The sequence below is a fragment of the Collinsella sp. TM05-38 genome (assembly GCF_003466445.1).
Lineage (GTDB): Bacteria > Actinomycetota > Coriobacteriia > Coriobacteriales > Coriobacteriaceae > Collinsella.
The window spans coordinates 144,377-160,586 of record NZ_QSPM01000004.1 but is presented as its reverse complement, the minus strand read 5'-3'; the positions used below and the strand labels follow the sequence as shown (position 1 = coordinate 160,586).

Here is a 16,210-nt window from a genome sequence, read left to right as displayed (position 1 = left end):
GACGCTACGCGCCACCCAGGGCGACAATTTGTCATTCAAAAGGCAAGGCATGACCAGAAGGTCTACGCCTTGCCTTTTTCATGCCAACTTGTTCGTCCTGGACGTCGCTCGCTGTTGGTCCCATTACATCGGCGTTGTCATTGTTGTTGAGTAGTCGTTGGGGACGTTCTTAAACGACTGGTTATTTAAGAACGTTCCCAACGACTACAACGCACGAGAGTGGATAATCTCCCACTTTTGGCGCGTGTGCGGACTTAAAACGGGAGATTATCCACTCTCGTGGAATGGGTGTCCGATAATCCACGCTCGTTGGGCCGATGCGGGCGCATCTGCCGTCCTGCGCGAATGACTCGGCATCTTCATAAACCCAACGCTTACGAAGCGCATGCGTTTCGTGCTAGGCTGGTTCCACCACATAAGTAGTCGCAGACGCACGTAACACGGGCGGGCGAGATGAAGTCCCAACAGCTCCATCTCGCCCGCCCGTTTTTGTTGGCGGCGCCGCGACGCAACACAGAGAGGAATCTGCCCTTTATGCCTATCAACAAACGAGAGAGCCTGCTGTTCACCTTTATCATGTGCTTTTGCATGGTGCTCTGGATGAGCATCTACAACGTTGCCCTGCAGCATGGGGTCATCAACGGCGAGGTTGTTGCCGCTGCGTGGCTCGGCTTCCCCGTTGCCTATGTCTTTGCCGTGTGCTGCGACTGGTTCGTCGCCAGCGCGCTCGCCAAGGGATTCGCCTTTAAGTATTTGGTCACGCCAGGCAAGAGTTCGCCGCTTGCCATGACGCTCGCCGTTAGCTCCTGCATGGTCGTTCCTATGGTCATCATCATGTCGCTCTACGGTGCGTGTGAGGGCCTGTTCCACATGCCCGGCGGCCCGCTCGCCAACCTTCAGATGCTGCCGATGATGTGGCTCATCAACATCCCGCGCAACTTTGTCATGGCCCTGCCTTGGAATCTGCTGGTGGCCGGCCCGGTTGCTCGCTATGTCTTCCGTCGAGCCTTCCCCATGGGCACGGTTTTTGAGGAGCAGCATATGGAGCTCGTGCGTATGCCGGGCGCTCCCGCTGCCGATGCAGTCAATGACGTTGCCGAGAGCATGGACGTTGAGCCCGTCTGCTAGACAGCAGCGCAAAACCAAACCGCCAAGCGGACCAGAGCGATTCCTTTTTTGTAGACGTTGTCGCGCGGCTACGGGTGGGAAAGGTCCCAACGGTTAACATATACTCCATATGGGTAAAGAGACCAAAGCGCCGCCACGAGTGGCGCTTTGCGTTTGAAAAACTAGCTCGTCTAAGAGGAACTAGCATGTTAGACCGTTTTACCGATCGCGCGCGCAAGGTCATGTCCATGGCCAAGCAGGAGGCGCTCGATCTTCATTCAAATAAGGTGGGTACCGAGCATCTGCTGCTCGCGCTTGCCAAGGAGGACGAGGGAATTGCCGCCGAGGCACTGCGCTCGCTCGATATCTCCTACGATGACATCATGGATACCCTCAAAGAGGTCCAGACCACGGTTCCCGAGCCCAGCGAGGAGACCGAGGCTGCCAAGCTCGCCTTTACGCCGCTCGTCATCAGCGTGATGGAGCGTTCATTCCGCGTGGCGCGTGAGAACAACCAGACCTACGTGTCGACCGAGCACTTGCTGATCGGCATCGTCGAAGAGGGCAACGGCATGGCCATGGACATCCTCATGCGCCTGGGCGTGTCGTCTGCTTCCATCAAGAAGGCCATCGAGAAGCTTACCGCCAAGGACCAGGACAAGAAGCGCCCGCTCGCTGGCGCCGGTGCCGGGCGTCCCGGTGCGGGTCTGCCGTTCTTTAGCGGCTCGGACGCCTCACAGCAAAAGGGGAGCGGCACCGACACGCTCAAGCAGTTCGCCACCAACCTCACACAGAAGGCGCGCGACGGCAAGCTCGATCCGGTGATTGGTCGCGAAAAAGAAGTCCAGCGCATGATGGAGATCCTTTCGCGCCGCACCAAGAACAACCCGCTTATCCTGGGCGACCCCGGCGTGGGCAAGACGGCCATCGTCGAGGGCCTGGCACAGCAGATCGCCGCCGGTAACGTGCCCGAGAACCTTATGAACCAGAACATCTGGACGCTCGACCTGCCGGGCCTTGTTGCGGGTGCTAAATATCGCGGTGAGTTTGAGGAGCGCCTCAAGAACGTGATCCAGGAGGCGACCGAAGCCGACGACGTCATCCTGTTTATCGACGAGATGCACACCATCATCGGTGCCGGCTCCGCCGAGGGCTCCATCGACGCGAGCTCCATGCTCAAGCCCGTGCTTGCGCGCGGTGCCTTCCAGATTATCGGCGCCACCACGGCCGAGGAATTCCGCAAGTACCTCACCAAGGACCCGGCCTTTGAGCGTCGCTTCCAGACTATCGATGTCGAGGAGCCGAGCGTTGAGGACACGGTTAAGATTCTGACCGCGCTCAAGCCGCGCTACGAGGAGCACCACCATGTGCGCTATACGCAGGGTGCTATCGAGGCCGCCGCGAACCTTTCCAACCGCTACATCCAGGATCGCTTCCTGCCCGATAAGGCCATCGACCTCATCGACGAGGCCGGTGCCCGCGCTCGCATCGCCGCGAATCGCGCGCCCGAGCCGGTGCGCGAGGCCGAGCATCGCATCGAGGAGCTCAAGGCTGCCGCACAGGAGGCCACGGAGAGCGACGACATGAACAAGGCCGCCGAGATCACCGAGCAGCAGAAGGCTGCCGAGATTGAACTCGCCGAGGCCAAGGCTGCCTGGACCGCCGAGCTCGACGCCAGCCCGCTCACCATCGACGTGAGTCAGATTGCCGACATTGTGTCCGTGACTTCGGGCGTACCGGTTTCCTCGCTCACCGAGAGCGAGAGCCGTCGCCTGCTGCAGACCGAAAGCGTGCTCAAGACTCGCATCATCGGCCAGGATGAGGCAGTCGAGGCCGTCGCCAAGGCAGTGCGCCGCAGCCGTTCGCCGCTCAAGGACCCGCGTCGCCCCGGCGGCAGCTTTATCTTCCTGGGTCCCACCGGCACGGGCAAGACCGAGCTCGCCAAGACGCTCGCCGAGTACCTCTTTGGCAGCAAGGACGCGCTCATCAGCTTTGACATGTCGGAGTTCGGTAGCGAGTTCGAGGTCTCCAAGCTCATCGGTAGCCCTCCGGGTTACGTGGGCCATGACGAGGGCGGCCAGCTCACCAAGGCCGTGCGCCGTCACCCGTACTCGGTTGTGCTGTTCGACGAGATCGAGAAGGCGCACCCCGACATCTTCAACATTCTGTTGCAGGTGCTGGAGGAGGGTCGTCTGACCGATAGCCAGGGCAAGACGGTCGACTTCCGCAACACGGTGATCATCATGACGTCCAACGTGGGCGCCCGCGAGATCGCACAGGATGCGAGCGTTGGCTTTGGCACCACCGGCGAGCAGGGTCTCACGTCGAGTGAGATCAAGGGCCGCGCGATGGGCGAGCTCAAGCGCCTGTTCCGCCCCGAGCTGCTCAACCGTATCGACGACATTGTGGTGTTCCAGAAGCTCTCGGGCGAGAATCTCACCAAGATCGCGCACCTGCTGGTGGACGATCTGCGCCAGCGTCTGATCGCAAACGGCATGAACATCAAGCTCACCGATGCGGCCTACGACAAGATCGTGGCCGAGGGCACTGACCTCACCAACGGCGCACGTCCGCTGCGCCGTGCTATTCAAAAGCTCATCGAGGACCCGCTGTCCGAGGAGCTTCTGGCCGGCGAGTGGGGCGAGGGCGATACCGTCCTGTGCGACGTGGCCGATGGCAAGTTTGTCTTTAGCCACGGCACGGGCGAGATCCCGGCACCGCGTCCGGCGGGCACGCTCGGTGGCGATTCCGCCCCGGCGGCACCGCACATCGGCAACGCCGCGCCTGTGAGCAGTGGCGTGAGCTCGGGCCCCGGCGGCATGATGCAAGCCGGTTCCGGCGCGCTGTAGGGGTTAACATAGCTTTGCGAAGGGGCACTCCTGTCGGGGCGCCCCTTTTTTATGAGTAAATGGTGCTATACTCGAAATATAAATATGTATAGCAGAAGGAGCTAGTATGCCTATATCGGTACTCGACTCACGGCCGGTCCAGATGAATGTGCGCATGGATCGCCAACTCAAAGAGGCTGGGGACGCCGTGCTGGCGCATATCGGCATGACGCCGTCTCAAGCGGTGCGGACACTTTGGGAATATCTGGTCGTCAACGGATGCATGCCCTCGAGATCAGGGGTTGCGGCACCGAGCTCTAACGTGCCAGCGACTGCGTCGGTGGAATCAAGGGTTACGCAGGGCAGCCACATCGTGCGCGATGCGTGCCTCAAATACGGCATCCCTGTTCCCGACCTCTCGGGTGACTACGATGACCTCTATGAGGAAGCAATGGCGGAGCGCTATCCCGAGTGGGTGGAGCTATGAGTGCAGACGGCATTCTCAAGTTGCTCATCGACACCAACGTATGGATGGATTACTTTTCTGGAAGGTCGGACCGGACAGCGGATGTCGCCCGTCTATTCGAGATTGCCGATGTCTCGGAGCAGATTGCCCTGTTTGCCTCGTCTCTTTCGGTCAAAGATGTCTCGTATCTTGTCTCGGCGGCGATTAAGAGGGAGTGCCGAAGGAAGAATGGTTCGCTGAGCGATAACGCCATTGCGGCGGCGGACGAAACGGCCTGGGCATGCGTTCGGCAGATGCGCGAGCTCGCCCTCATCGCGCCGGTCGGTGCAGACGAGGTCTTCGACTCCTTTGTGTTCAAGTATCATCACAACGACTTCGAGGACGACCTGATGCTGGGCGTCGCCAATCGCATTGATGCCGATTACGTCGTGACGGAGGACAAGAATCTTATTAAACATACCAATGGTGTATGCATTAACGTTCAACAGGCGTTGAGGCTGGTTGAAGGGTCCAACGTCCCTTCGGCACGGCCCGTCTAACCTGCTTTATCTTGATAAAGTGGCGTTTCCTCGCCGTTAGCCGATGATGCGAGGGCGCTCGGCGTTTTCGACTGGTTTATGCACGCAAAGTCTGGGAATATACAAGTCGCATGTCTTACTGTCTAACCAGTTGCGCCAAGGAGGCACCATGGACTACAAGATTACCGGCTACGAGCCCGCCCAGCTGTTCCATTTCTTTGAGGAGGTCAGCGCGATCCCCCGTGGGTCTGGCAACGAGAAGGGCATCAGCGATTTCCTGGTCGCGTTTGCCAAGGAGCGCGGTCTCGATGTGTATCAGGACGAGGTCTACAACGTCATCATTCGCAAGCCCGCATCTGCCGGCGCCGAGAATGCCCCGACCGTGATGCTGCAGGGCCACATCGATATGGTGTGCGACAAGCTGGGCTCCGTTGAGCACGACTTTACGACTGATGGTATCGACCTGGTCGTCAAGGACGGCGTCCTCACCGCTAACGGCACCACTCTGGGCGCCGACAACGGTATTGCCGTCGCTCTGATGCTCACTGTTCTCAATGACGATTCGATCGTTCACCCCGCCCTCGAGTGCGTATTCACCACCGACGAGGAGACTGGCCTGGTCGGCGCCGAGACGCTCGACAAGTCCCAGATTAGCGCCCGCACCATGATTAACCTTGACTCCGAGGAAGAGGGCGTTGCTACCGTCAGCTGCGCCGGCGGTGTCGTCGTTACCTACACCTGCCCGATCGTGCGCGAGCACAAGACCGGTAGCACCCTCACGCTCGACATCTCCGGCCTGCTGGGCGGCCACTCCGGCAGCGATATCCACCTGGAGCGCGGCAACGGCAACCTCATCATGGCCCGCATCATCGACCGCCTGATGGTTGCCGGCGAGCCTGCCATCGTTAGCTTTAACGGCGGCACCAAGGACAACGCCATCAACCGTGAGTGCAAGGCTGTTCTGGTCTATGCCGACCACGCTGCCGCCGAGACCGCGGCCCAGATCGCCCGTGGCATCATCGCCGACGTTACCGTCGAGCTCGAGGTCTTCGACCCTGGCTTTACCTGCACTGTCGAGATCGCCGACGACGCTGAGGTCGAGGCCATGGACGAGAAGTCCGCGCTTGCCCTCATCCGCGCCCTGCGTCTTGCCCCTAACGGCGTGATTCGCCGCAACGTCGCCACCGACGGCTCCGTCGAGGTTTCCTCCAATATCGGTGTGGTTGCCACTTCTGACGACGAGGTCAAGATCATGCTGTCTCCGCGCTCCTCGATCACCTCGTTGCAGAACGAGTTTAAGGATCGTCTGCAGACGCTCGCCGATATCCTGGGCTTCGACGCCAAGTTCGAGTTCGAGTATCCCGGCTGGAGCTATGCCGAACATTCGCCGGTCCGCGACGTCTTTGTCGAGAGCTATCGCGAGCTCTTTGGCTCCGAGCTGCGCATCGAGTCCATTCATGCCGGCCTTGAGTGCGGCCTGTTTGCCGATGCCCTGCACGGCCTGGACGCCATCGCCGTGGGCCCGACGCTCTCCGATGTCCACACCCCGGACGAGAGCATGGAGCTCGCTTCTGCCGAGCGCTTCTACGAGCTGCTCATCGACGTCCTCAAGCGCCTTGCCGCGTAAGGGTTGCGCTAGCAGCAGCCCGAGCCACGTGCTAGCGGATTGCAAATGACATTACGAGAGGGGGCACCCGAGCTTTTGCGACGGGTGCCCCCTCTCTTCTTTTGGGAAATGGGAAATTGCGGGCGTCTAGCCAATATCCGCCTTGATGAGGTCGAGGGTGCGCTGGCAGTTTTCGCGGACGGGGCCGAGCATATGCTCGCGCAGGTCCGCCATGCCGGGCAGGTCGGCGTATTCGTCCATGACCTCTTCCATGCAAATGGGTACCTCGTAGGCGAGGTCCATCATAGTCGCAAAGCAAAACTTCTCGGATAGCCCGGCATCGGAGAGCGCCGCCTCCAGCGCGGGGTCGCCCATACCGTGGTATCGGCGGATAGCGCCTGGACCGATGCGTCCCACACGATTTTCGCCGCCAACGCTCATAGCAAGGCGTGCCCGACGTCGCATGCTCTCATACGCCAAGCCCGATGCGACATCGTACATGGGTGCGAGCGCCGCGTTTGTGCCTTTGCCAAGGACGAGCGAGTAGTTTTTAGCGTGTGCGTCAGGCGCTCCGATAATGGCGTTATAGAACAACATATAGGTAAAAAGCACAAGATTCATGTGGTGGGGGACTGTTTTAATCAGTCGTTCTTGGATGTCTCGTGTTGTTGGTCCTCCGTCGGCGGTGTATTTCTGGCTTGGCAATACACCGAGCGCCTGGCAAAAGTCCTCCTGATGCAGCCTTTCGATATTTCCGCTGCTATTGACCATTCTGTCGTACCGTTCAACGACGAGCGCGGCTTCGTCTTCAAATGTGCAATAGGAGACGTCGGCAGTTGGAATGCCAACACGCCGAGCCGTTTTCATGCAGACGAATTCGTTTAAGGCCTGATGTTTGAACCCAACGACACCATTTTTGAAGATATGGGTAGTGGGGGATGACCCTAGACATTCGCACCATTGGCCATCATGCCAAGCTAGTGCAAATTTGCCTTGATTGCCGCCCAGGGACCAGCTTTCGTTGGAGCCCATCCATGTCTCTCTTTCGTCATCGCGAATTGCTTTGAGCTTATGAGCGATTTGAGAATTGGTAAGCGGGCGGCATGCGGAGACCCTGCCACGGACGGCGTCTAATTGATCGGTTCGACAAAACTGAACGGCCCCCGCGCAGTCAAGACCGATATGGCACAAGAGGGCGACGGGGTTGTTGGATGCAACGTCATGCTCGGCGGCAATAGCGCGACACTGCTCTTGACTGTCGGGCAAAAGGCCAAATAGGAACGGGCGGACGATGTTATGGCCATACGTGCGATTGGAAAGCGGCATTGTTAGCGATAGTGGTGCTCCGCGATAGGTTGGGGCGTATACAAAGCTGCAGAGTCCATGCTCGTCTTGCCGGAGAGTGCCTGCGATTTCGCCACAAATGAGGGTCGCAAGCTCCATCTCTGCCATTTATTTCACAACCTTACAGCCAAAGGAGAGGTCTGAAGTGTCGGTAAGGCCTTGCTCGGCTGCGATTTGGGCCAGCAAGGCACCATAGGAAGATGGCGTTCCCTGTCGGGCGGGTCGTCTGCCTACACTTGGCTTGGGCAGGGCATTCGAGTTCGCGATAGGGAGGTCCGCTATCGTCGTCGGATGTTTAAAGGGTGATGCGATTGGGTCGTTATCGCTTTGCACAAAGAGACTTATGCCGAGTGCGTTAAAGACGGTCAGCAGCTTGTCGAGTCGAATGCCAGTGGCGTCTCCTAGCTCGAGCGATGCGAGCAGGCGCTCCGAAACACCGGCCATTTTAGCGAGGGCGGCACGGGTGAGACCCTGAGCCTCGCGTGCCTGACGCACATAGATGCCAGCTTGCCGCGGTGTGGTGATGGGAAGGGTATCCATGGCGATCTCCTAACGTGCAGACTTTTGCATATCAGTATGACATGCAAAAGTCTGCACGAAAAGGCATTATGTAAAACTCTGCATGAGACCTCTACATTGACGTTGAGCTTATGAGAGGCGTTTTTTATATCGCGAGAATCCCCAGATGCTCAAGCAAGATCTTAAGCCCGATGAAGATGAGCACGACGCCACCCACGATGGTGGCAGGCTTTTCGTAGCGCGCGCCAAAGGTGTGGCCGATCGCTACGCCGGCGACGGAGAAGATAAAGGTCGTGATGCCGATGAGCGACACGGCGGGCATGATGTCGACCGAGAGCGCGGCAAATGAGATGCCTACGGCTAGGGCGTCGATTGAGGTGGCGATGGCGAGGATCAGGTACTCGCCCAGGTCAATCTTTTCGGCATCCTTGCCGTCGCCTTCATCCTCGTCCTCGGTAAATGCCTCCCACAGCATTTTGCCGCCAATGAAGGCGAGCAGGATAAAGGCGATCCAGTGGTCGATGGGGCCGATGATGCCCATGAATTGACTGCCAAGCGCCCATCCGATTACGGGCATGCCGGCCTGAAAACCGCCAAAGAACAGGCCGAGCACCACGGCGACCTTAAGGTTGATCTTTTTCATGCCGAGACCCTTGCAGATGGATACGGCAAAGGCGTCCATCGAAAGGCCAACGGCGAGCAACACGAGCTCTGCGAGTCCCATAGTCTGGCTCCATCTCTGCGGGCGAACCCGATTACGCGACTACTCCCTCATTTATATGAGACCCAATGCTATCACATGAGCAGTCAAAGGAGCCCCGTCCCAAATGAGCTACCTAAGCTGTGTTCGCTCATTCTGTAAGCATCGGATTTCGCGAGCGCCGCGGGGACAAACCGTGAGAAACTATTTAGCGTTTATGGAGCGTATACGATGGGAGCGATGCCTTGGATAAGAACGAGCTGCAAAAGCGTATGGAACAGGCTATTCGCCTGACGGCACCTGGCCAGCCGATCCGCACCGCCCTCGATATGATCATCGCCGGTCACCTTGGTGCCCTCATTTGCGTCGGCGATACCGAAAACGTGCTCGCCGCCGGCAACGACGGCTTCCCGCTCAACATTTCGTTCACCTCGAACCGTCTGTTCGAACTCTCCAAGATGGACGGCGCCATCGTTATCGACGGCGACCTCACCCAGATTCTGCGCGCCAACTTCCATCTCAATCCCGATCCCTCGCTCGCCACGAGTGAGACGGGCATGCGTCACCGTACTGCCGCTCGCATGTCGGTGCTCACCGATGCCATCGTGATCTCGGTCTCGGCCCGTCGTGCCGTCGTCAACGTGTACGTCCACGGCAAGAGTTACGAGATCCAGCCCGTCACCACCATCATGAGCTCGGTCAACCAGCTCGTCGCCACGCTTCAGACCACCCGTCAGTCGCTCGACCGCTCCTTGCTGCGCCTGACGGCCCTTGAGCTCGACGACTACGTCACGCTCGCCGACATCACCGGCATCTTCTCGAGCTTCGAGATCATGCAGCAGGCAAAGACCGAGCTTAAGGATTGCATCGTCAAGCTGGGCAACCAGGGCAAGCTCGTGCAGATGCAGCTCGAGCAGCTCGCGGGCTCCAGCATGGATACCGAATACGACTTGATGATCCGCGACTACGCAAGCGATTCCTCTGAGGCCAACGCCGAGAAGATCCGCGCCGAGCTGAGCCGCATGACGCCTAAGGACCTGTCCGACCCGCAGCACGTGGCGGCAGTTCTGGGCTATGACGACCTGGACGAGGATTCCGTCATGACGCCGCTGGGCCTGCGCACGCTTTCGCGCGTGTCCGTCGTGCGCGACGGCGTGGCAGAGAAGATCGTCGACGAGTATGGCTCGCTGCAGGAGCTCATGGACGACATCAGCGAGGACCCGGAGCGCCTGGGCGACTTTGGCGTCAACAACCCTGCCATTCTTGCGGACTCGCTGTACCGCATGAAGGGCACCAAACAGGGGAACGCATAATGGCGCCCGTATGCGCCGTGGTCGTTGCCGGCGGCAGCGGCCAGCGCTTTGGAAATCCAGGCGGCAAGCAGCTCGTTAACGTGGCGGGCCGTCCGCTCATGAGCTGGTCCATCCGCGCGTTCGATCGTAGCGACAAGGTCGGCCACATCGTGGTGGTGTGCCCTGCCGAGCGCCGCGCCGAGATGCGCCGCCTGGCCATCGATCCGTTTGACTATGACACGCCCATCAGCTTCGCCGATGCCGGCGATACCCGTCAGGATTCCACCCGTGCCGGCGTGCATGCGGTTCCGGCGGGTTTCGAATATGTCGCCATCCACGACGGCGCCCGTCCGCTCATCACGACCGAGGCCATCGATCATGCGATCGACGTGCTTGTGGGCGACCGCTCGCTCGACGGTGTCGTATGCGGTCAGCCCGCGATCGACACGCTCAAGATCGTCGACGGCGACAATATCGTCGAGACGCCGCCGCGTGAGCTCTACTGGGCCGCGCAGACACCGCAGATCTTTAGCGTCGACGCCATGAAGCGCGCCCACACCGCAGCTATCGCCGAGGGCTTTATCGGGACCGACGATTCTTCGCTGGTCGAGCGCATGGGCGGGCGCGTCCGCTGTGTCCAGAGCCCGCGCGATAACCTTAAGGTGACGGTGCCCGAGGACCTGCGTCCCGTAACCGCGATTCTGCTTGGCCGCATGGCCGAGGGAGAGGACCTTCCCCATGTTCAGTAACCTGCGCATTGGCCACGGCTACGACGTCCACCGTTTGGTGGAGGGGCGTCGATGTATCATCGGCGGGGTCGACATCCCCTACGAGCGCGGCCTGCTGGGCCACTCGGATGCCGATGTGCTTGCACACGCGCTGGCAGACGCCATTCTGGGAGCCTGCCGCGGGGGAGACATCGGCAAGCTATTCCCCGACACCGATCCCGCCTACGAGGGTGCCGATTCGATGGTGCTGCTCGCTCGCGTGATGGACTATGCGCGCGAGCTGGGCTTTGAGTTTGTCGATGCCGATTGCACCATTGCCTGTCAACAACCTAAGATCACCCCGCACCGCGATGCCATGCGCGCCAACCTTGCCCATGCCCTGGGCGTTGACGTCGAAAACGTGGGCGTCGCCGCCACTACGACCGAAAAGCTCGGTTGGGAAGGCCAAGGCGAGGGAATCGGCGCCTGGGCCGTCTGCCTGCTACAGAAAACCGTTAAGGAGTAACGAATGCGTATCTACAACAGCGCTACCCATAAAAAGGAAGAGTTCAAGCCCATCGAGTCCGGCAAGGTCCGCATGTATGTGTGCGGCCCCACGGTCTACGACAACATCCACATCGGCAATGCCCGCACGTTCATCAGCTTTGACGTGATTCGTCGCTGGCTCATCGCGAGCGGCTACGAGGTCACGTTCGCCCAGAACCTCACCGATGTCGACGACAAAATCATCAAGCGCGCCAACGAGCAGGGCCGTACGGCTGTCGAGGTCGCGACGGAGTTCTCCGACAAGTTCATCGGCGTCATGCGTGCCGCCAACGTGCTCGATCCCGATGTGCGCCCCCGCGCCACCAAGGAGATCGGCCCCATGATCGCCATGATCAAGACGCTCATCGAGCAGGGCCATGCCTACGCAGCCGATAACGGCGATGTGTACTTTGCCGTGCGCAGCGATCCCAGCTACGGTCAGGTCTCGGGCCGCAACATCGATGACCTTATGGTTGGCGCGCGCATCGAGGAGAACGAGGACAAGAACGACCCGCTCGACTTTGCCCTGTGGAAGGCCGCCAAGCCCGGCGAGCCCAGCTGGCCGAGCCCTTGGGGCGAGGGCCGTCCTGGTTGGCACACCGAGTGCGCCGCCATGGTGCATCGCTACCTGGGCACTCCGATCGACATCCACGGCGGCGGCTCCGACCTTGCCTTCCCGCATCACGAGAACGAGTGCGCCCAGGCCACCTGCGCCTGGCACCAGGGCTTCTCCAACACCTGGATGCACACAGGCATGCTGCTGGTAGACGGCGAGAAGATGTCCAAGTCGCTCGGCAACTTCTTTACGCTGGCCGAGGTCCTCGAGCAGCACTCCGCTGCCGCTCTGCGCCTGCTGATGTTGCAGACGAGCTATCGCTCGCCGCTCGACTTTTCTTGGGAGCGCCTGGAGGGTGCCGAAAACTCGCTCACGCGTATCGCCGGTACGGTCGAGAACCTGCGCTGGGCCGCGAACCATGCGACGGCCGATGCCGATGAGGCAGCATCCGAGGCGTTTGCCGCCAAGGCCGCCGAGACCCGCGCCACCTTTAAGGAGTGCATGGACGACGACTTTAACACCGCCGGCGCCATGGGTGCCGTCTTTGGCTTTGTGACCGAGTGCAACCAGTACCTGGAGCAAGCGGGCGACGCTGCCGACAAGACCGCTGCCCTGGCCGCCGCCGATACGCTGGTCGAGCTGCTCGATACGTTTGGCGTTGAGCTCCCCGAGCCCAAGGTCGAGCTGCCGCTGGGTCTGCTAGGCGTTGCCGCCGGCTTGGTCGCCTACACGGGCGACGACGTGGACGAGGCCGCTGCCAAGATTCTCGAGGCCCGCGCCGAGGCCCGCGCCGACAAGAACTGGGATCTGGCCGACGCCATCCGTGACCAGCTCAAGGACCTCGGGCTGACGATCGAGGATACTGCCGCGGGCACTCGTATTAAGAGTCTCTAGTATTTGTCGACCGCTCGAGGTGCGGCAGATTGCCTTGAAAGAGGAGGGCATAGACCTGGTGGTCATGCCCGACGATTGAAAGGCAAGGTGCCGTGGCTCGGACGGTCGATTCTTGTTCGTTATCTATTTAAGGAGGCCGTTTTATGGCCGACAATCGCAAGCGTGCGTCTCGTGGCGGCAAGCAGGCTGCTTCTGGCTCGCGTCCGATTCGCCGCAATGACCGCACTGCCGCGTCCAAGGGTCAGCGCGAGCGCTCCCAAGCCCAGACTGCGCGTCCGCAGCGCGAGCGTGGCCGCGATGCTGTCCAGGCTCCCAAGGGTGAGTTCATCGAGGGCCGCCGTGCTGCCGCCGAGGCTCTGCGCACCGGTTTTCCCGTCAAGTGTGCGCTGATTGCCGAGGGTGGGGAGCGCGATGCCGCCCTATCGCGTCTGGTCGATGACCTCAACGCCGCGGGCGTCCGCATTAAGTACGTGTCGCGCGCACAGCTCGATGCGCTGTCGAGCCACGGCGCTCACCAGGGCATTGCGCTCGAGGTGGGCAACTTTCCCTACGCCGACGTTGCCGACATTCTCGACCGCGCGGGCGAGGGTCCTGCGCTCGTTGTCGTGCTCGACCATGTGACCGATGACGGCAACTTTGGTGCCATCGTGCGCTCCGCCGAGGTTGTGGGAGCGGCCGGTGTCATCATCGCCAACAAACGAGCAGCAGGCGTAACGGTGGGCAGCTACAAGACCTCTGCCGGCGCCGTCATGCATCTGCCCATTGCGCAGGTTCCCAATATCGCTCGCGCACTCGACGACCTCAAGGCCGCCAGCTTTTGGGTGGGCGGTGCCTCCGAGCACGCCGAGGGCAGCTGCTGGGACGCTCCCTTCGAGGGCCGCGTGGCACTTGTCATGGGTTCGGAGGGTGACGGCATCTCGCGCCTGGTGCTCGAGAAGTGCGACTTTTTGACCAAGCTCCCCCAGCGCGGTATGACCGAGAGCCTCAATGTGGCCCAGGCGACCACCGCGCTGTGCTTTGAGTGGCTGCGCCGCAACGCCGGTGAGCTCATGGGGGAGGAGTAGCGCATGTCCAAGAAGAACCGCGCCAAGTCCAAGGCCAAGCGCTTTGGCGAAGGCTCGGCCAAGCCGATTGTTTCAGCCGCGACCTATGGCGTGGGCGGCAATGCGTTTGCGCAGGCCATCGCCGATCCGGTCTCGACGGTGCACTCCAATAAGCCCGAGCTGCTGGTGGTCGACGGCTACAACGTGATTCACTGCACGCCGCGCTACGAAAAGCTCGTCTACGACCATTCCGATGATCCGTATTCCAGCGACGTCCACGATATGGCGCGCACGGCGCTCATCAACGACGTTGCCGCGTTTGCCCAGGGCCGCTACGAGGCTGTGGTCGTCTTTGACGGCGCGGGCAATATCTCCAGCGAGCGCCCCAACCTGCCTGCCCGCGGCGTGCGTATCGAGTTCTCGCCGACGGGCGTCTCTGCCGATACCGTGGTGCAGAAGCTCTGCATCGAGGCGCGCGAGGAAGGCCGCGCGTGCTCCGTGGTGTCGAGCGACGGCACGATCCAGGCCGTCGTCATGGGCAAGGGCGTTACGCGCATCTCGAGCCGCATGCTGGTGGACGAGATCAAACAGATCGATAACGATGTTCACGAGGCAGAGGAAGCTCCGCAAATCAAGATGACCCTGGGCAGCCGCCTGAGCCCCGAGGCCCTGGCCAAGCTCAAGGCGTTGCGCGGACGGTAGGGGAGCTGGCGGGGCAATGCTGCCTTGCTAACTCCATTCAGCGATGTCGATCATTCTTTCGAGGCGCCACGTTAGCGCCTCTTTTAGATAAGGCAGTCTCGCTGCTAGGGCATCGTTTTTAGACAGAATCTCGATTGCCTCGTCGACAAAGCCTTTGAGTTTGTCTCCATCGAACCAGCCCATGTCCTCGACGAGCAGCATTTGTTTGGCGGGGCTTGAATGAAACTGCGCGCTGGTAAAACTGTGCTCTCCCGCCCTAAGCTCCTCAAGAGAAATGTTGCACCAGAGCGATGAGCCCGAATCGAAGATGGGGGCTGGCCTGCAGACTAGTGAGTTGACGTTTCGCACGAGGCCGAAGTTGCGCCAATGACGATCGTAGTTGGCGATGATGTTGTCGCACACGATCATGCGGTCAAGGGCATCCTTAACGCCTGTCACCCCGAGCTCCTCGCAGTTTGCTACATACCGTTCGTAATCGGTTAGTCGCTCGTCTGCATTTGCATGCTGGTTTACATAGAACGCAGGGACATATTCTTCTTCGTCAGTTAAGAAGACATTGCATGTGCTCAAGGCAGAAGTACCCGCGCCTTCGAGCGAATAGGGTACATAATCGCAGGCGTTTAGGATGCGCCGGTGGAGCGCGGTCGCCACCAGCTCGTTATAAGGTTCTTGGTTCAGGTGCGCTCCTGCCTTATGCAGAATTCGACGCCCGTCCTCGCACGTCCAGTACTTTTGAAGATTGCCGTCCGAGGTGTTATCGGGCTTTGCGGCAGCCGCTTTTCCCTCTGGGGCAAAGGGCGCAATGGACAGCGAGACGTCATCAAAGGCGTTATTGAAGAAGTTGATATCCTCCCAGGCGAGACCGGAATCTTGGGGTCTAATCCAATACTGGTCGGATAGGGAGAGGCCGAGATTTCGCTGTACGAGTTCATCGGGAACATCGACTGCGGCTTCTGCAAGCAGGGAGGTTAGCCCAATGCGTGCGAGCGGGATACCGCGGCCGCGCCACCAGATGCGGAAGGAGTCGAGCGATACAGGTTTGCTGGGAGCAAAAACTCCAATAGGGGCGTGGGCACGATCGACGTCGGCGCCGATGTGGGTGAAGTCTTTCCGTGATCTGCTGTAGACCAGCTGGGCTACTTCGTGCGTGCGGTTCATGAGGGTAAATGCGATTTCGCTTTTCCCATGTCCGCGACGAGGCCGTCCCCCTCTTTTGGTTGCGGAGCGGAGTCGCGTGTCTACGCTGTCTTTGTCGATAAGCCACACGCCAGAAGCCTTGCGGGCGGTCAGCGCGCCGTTCTTAATGAGCTCCTGCACCCTGCGCGGGGTGATGCCGAGCAGCTCGGCTGCTTCCTTTGTAGTCAACATCGCGAAACCCTTCG

At 60.3% G+C, this 16,210-nt stretch carries 15 protein-coding genes; 11 read left to right on the top strand and 4 right to left on the bottom strand.

Annotation, left to right across the window (positions count from 1 at the left end):
- The first annotated feature begins 534 nt into the window (after window positions 1-534).
- From DXD49_RS03470 to DXD49_RS03450, 5 genes are all read left to right on the top strand, one after another.
- A complete protein-coding gene (locus DXD49_RS03470) occupies window positions 535-1,128 on the top strand; it encodes a DUF2798 domain-containing protein (RefSeq protein ID WP_117794204.1) in 594 nt (197 codons plus the stop codon).
- Between the two features lie 185 nt (window positions 1,129-1,313).
- The gene (locus DXD49_RS03465) at window positions 1,314-3,956 is read left to right on the top strand and encodes an ATP-dependent Clp protease ATP-binding subunit (RefSeq protein WP_117794203.1); all 2,643 of its coding nucleotides are present in this window, start codon (window positions 1,314-1,316) and stop codon (window positions 3,954-3,956) included.
- Window positions 3,957-4,062: 106 nt separating this feature from the next.
- Complete coding sequence (locus DXD49_RS03460; protein ID WP_117794202.1) at window positions 4,063-4,422, top strand: type II toxin-antitoxin system RelB/DinJ family antitoxin; 360 nt, start codon at window positions 4,063-4,065, stop codon at window positions 4,420-4,422.
- The gene (locus tag DXD49_RS03455) at window positions 4,419-4,940 is read left to right on the top strand and encodes a PIN domain-containing protein (RefSeq protein ID WP_117794201.1); all 522 of its coding nucleotides are present in this window, start codon (window positions 4,419-4,421) and stop codon (window positions 4,938-4,940) included. Before DXD49_RS03460 ends, DXD49_RS03455 begins: the two co-directional genes overlap by 4 nt.
- A gap of 148 nt (window positions 4,941-5,088) precedes the next feature.
- Window positions 5,089-6,546: an aminoacyl-histidine dipeptidase gene (locus DXD49_RS03450; protein WP_117794200.1), complete on the top strand. Its 1,458-nt coding sequence runs from the start codon at window positions 5,089-5,091 to the stop codon at window positions 6,544-6,546.
- Window positions 6,547-6,672: 126 nt separating this feature from the next.
- Here DXD49_RS03450 and DXD49_RS03445 read toward each other — a convergent pair whose 3' ends face one another.
- From DXD49_RS03445 to DXD49_RS03435, 3 genes are all read right to left on the bottom strand, one after another.
- Window positions 6,673-7,977 carry a type II toxin-antitoxin system HipA family toxin gene (locus DXD49_RS03445; RefSeq protein ID WP_117794199.1) on the bottom strand — a complete coding sequence of 435 codons (1,305 nt, stop codon included), beginning with the start codon at window positions 7,975-7,977 and terminating at the stop codon, window positions 6,673-6,675.
- Window positions 7,978-8,409 carry a helix-turn-helix domain-containing protein gene (locus tag DXD49_RS03440; protein WP_117794198.1) on the bottom strand — a complete coding sequence of 144 codons (432 nt, stop codon included), beginning with the start codon at window positions 8,407-8,409 and terminating at the stop codon, window positions 7,978-7,980. It abuts the gene before it with no gap.
- Window positions 8,410-8,533: 124 nt separating this feature from the next.
- The gene (locus DXD49_RS03435) at window positions 8,534-9,112 is read right to left on the bottom strand and encodes a manganese efflux pump MntP family protein (protein ID WP_117743096.1); all 579 of its coding nucleotides are present in this window, start codon (window positions 9,110-9,112) and stop codon (window positions 8,534-8,536) included.
- Window positions 9,113-9,360: 248 nt separating this feature from the next.
- On the opposite strand from DXD49_RS03435, the gene disA reads away from it, so the two are divergent.
- The 6 genes from disA (at window position 9,361) to DXD49_RS03405 (ending at window position 14,828) form a co-directional block, all read left to right on the top strand.
- Window positions 9,361-10,401, top strand: a complete 1,041-nt coding sequence (gene disA, locus DXD49_RS03430) for a DNA integrity scanning diadenylate cyclase DisA (RefSeq protein ID WP_369796797.1) — start codon at window positions 9,361-9,363, stop codon at window positions 10,399-10,401.
- Window positions 10,401-11,129 (top strand): 2-C-methyl-D-erythritol 4-phosphate cytidylyltransferase, encoded by a 729-nt coding sequence (ispD, locus tag DXD49_RS03425; RefSeq protein ID WP_117629251.1) that lies wholly within the window; start codon window positions 10,401-10,403, stop codon window positions 11,127-11,129. The genes disA and ispD overlap by 1 nt, the downstream gene beginning before the upstream one ends.
- On the top strand, window positions 11,119-11,613 hold the full coding sequence (gene ispF, locus DXD49_RS03420) for a 2-C-methyl-D-erythritol 2,4-cyclodiphosphate synthase (RefSeq protein ID WP_006234975.1): 495 nt from the start codon (window positions 11,119-11,121) through the stop codon (window positions 11,611-11,613). Before ispD ends, ispF begins: the two co-directional genes overlap by 11 nt.
- 3 nt (window positions 11,614-11,616) lie before the next feature.
- The gene (gene cysS / locus DXD49_RS03415; protein ID WP_117743095.1) at window positions 11,617-13,083 is read left to right on the top strand and encodes a cysteine--tRNA ligase; all 1,467 of its coding nucleotides are present in this window, start codon (window positions 11,617-11,619) and stop codon (window positions 13,081-13,083) included.
- A gap of 143 nt (window positions 13,084-13,226) precedes the next feature.
- Window positions 13,227-14,147, top strand: coding sequence for a 23S rRNA (guanosine(2251)-2'-O)-methyltransferase RlmB (gene rlmB, locus DXD49_RS03410; RefSeq protein WP_117794197.1), 921 nt, complete (start codon window positions 13,227-13,229; stop codon window positions 14,145-14,147).
- 3 nt (window positions 14,148-14,150) lie between these two features.
- Window positions 14,151-14,828 (top strand): NYN domain-containing protein, encoded by a 678-nt coding sequence (locus DXD49_RS03405; protein WP_117794196.1) that lies wholly within the window; start codon window positions 14,151-14,153, stop codon window positions 14,826-14,828.
- Window positions 14,829-14,855: 27 nt separating this feature from the next.
- Here the strand turns inward: DXD49_RS03405 and DXD49_RS03400 are convergent, their stop codons facing one another.
- The gene (locus DXD49_RS03400; RefSeq protein ID WP_117794195.1) at window positions 14,856-16,196 is read right to left on the bottom strand and encodes a DNA-binding protein; all 1,341 of its coding nucleotides are present in this window, start codon (window positions 16,194-16,196) and stop codon (window positions 14,856-14,858) included.
- Between the last annotated feature and the right edge of the window lie 14 nt (window positions 16,197-16,210).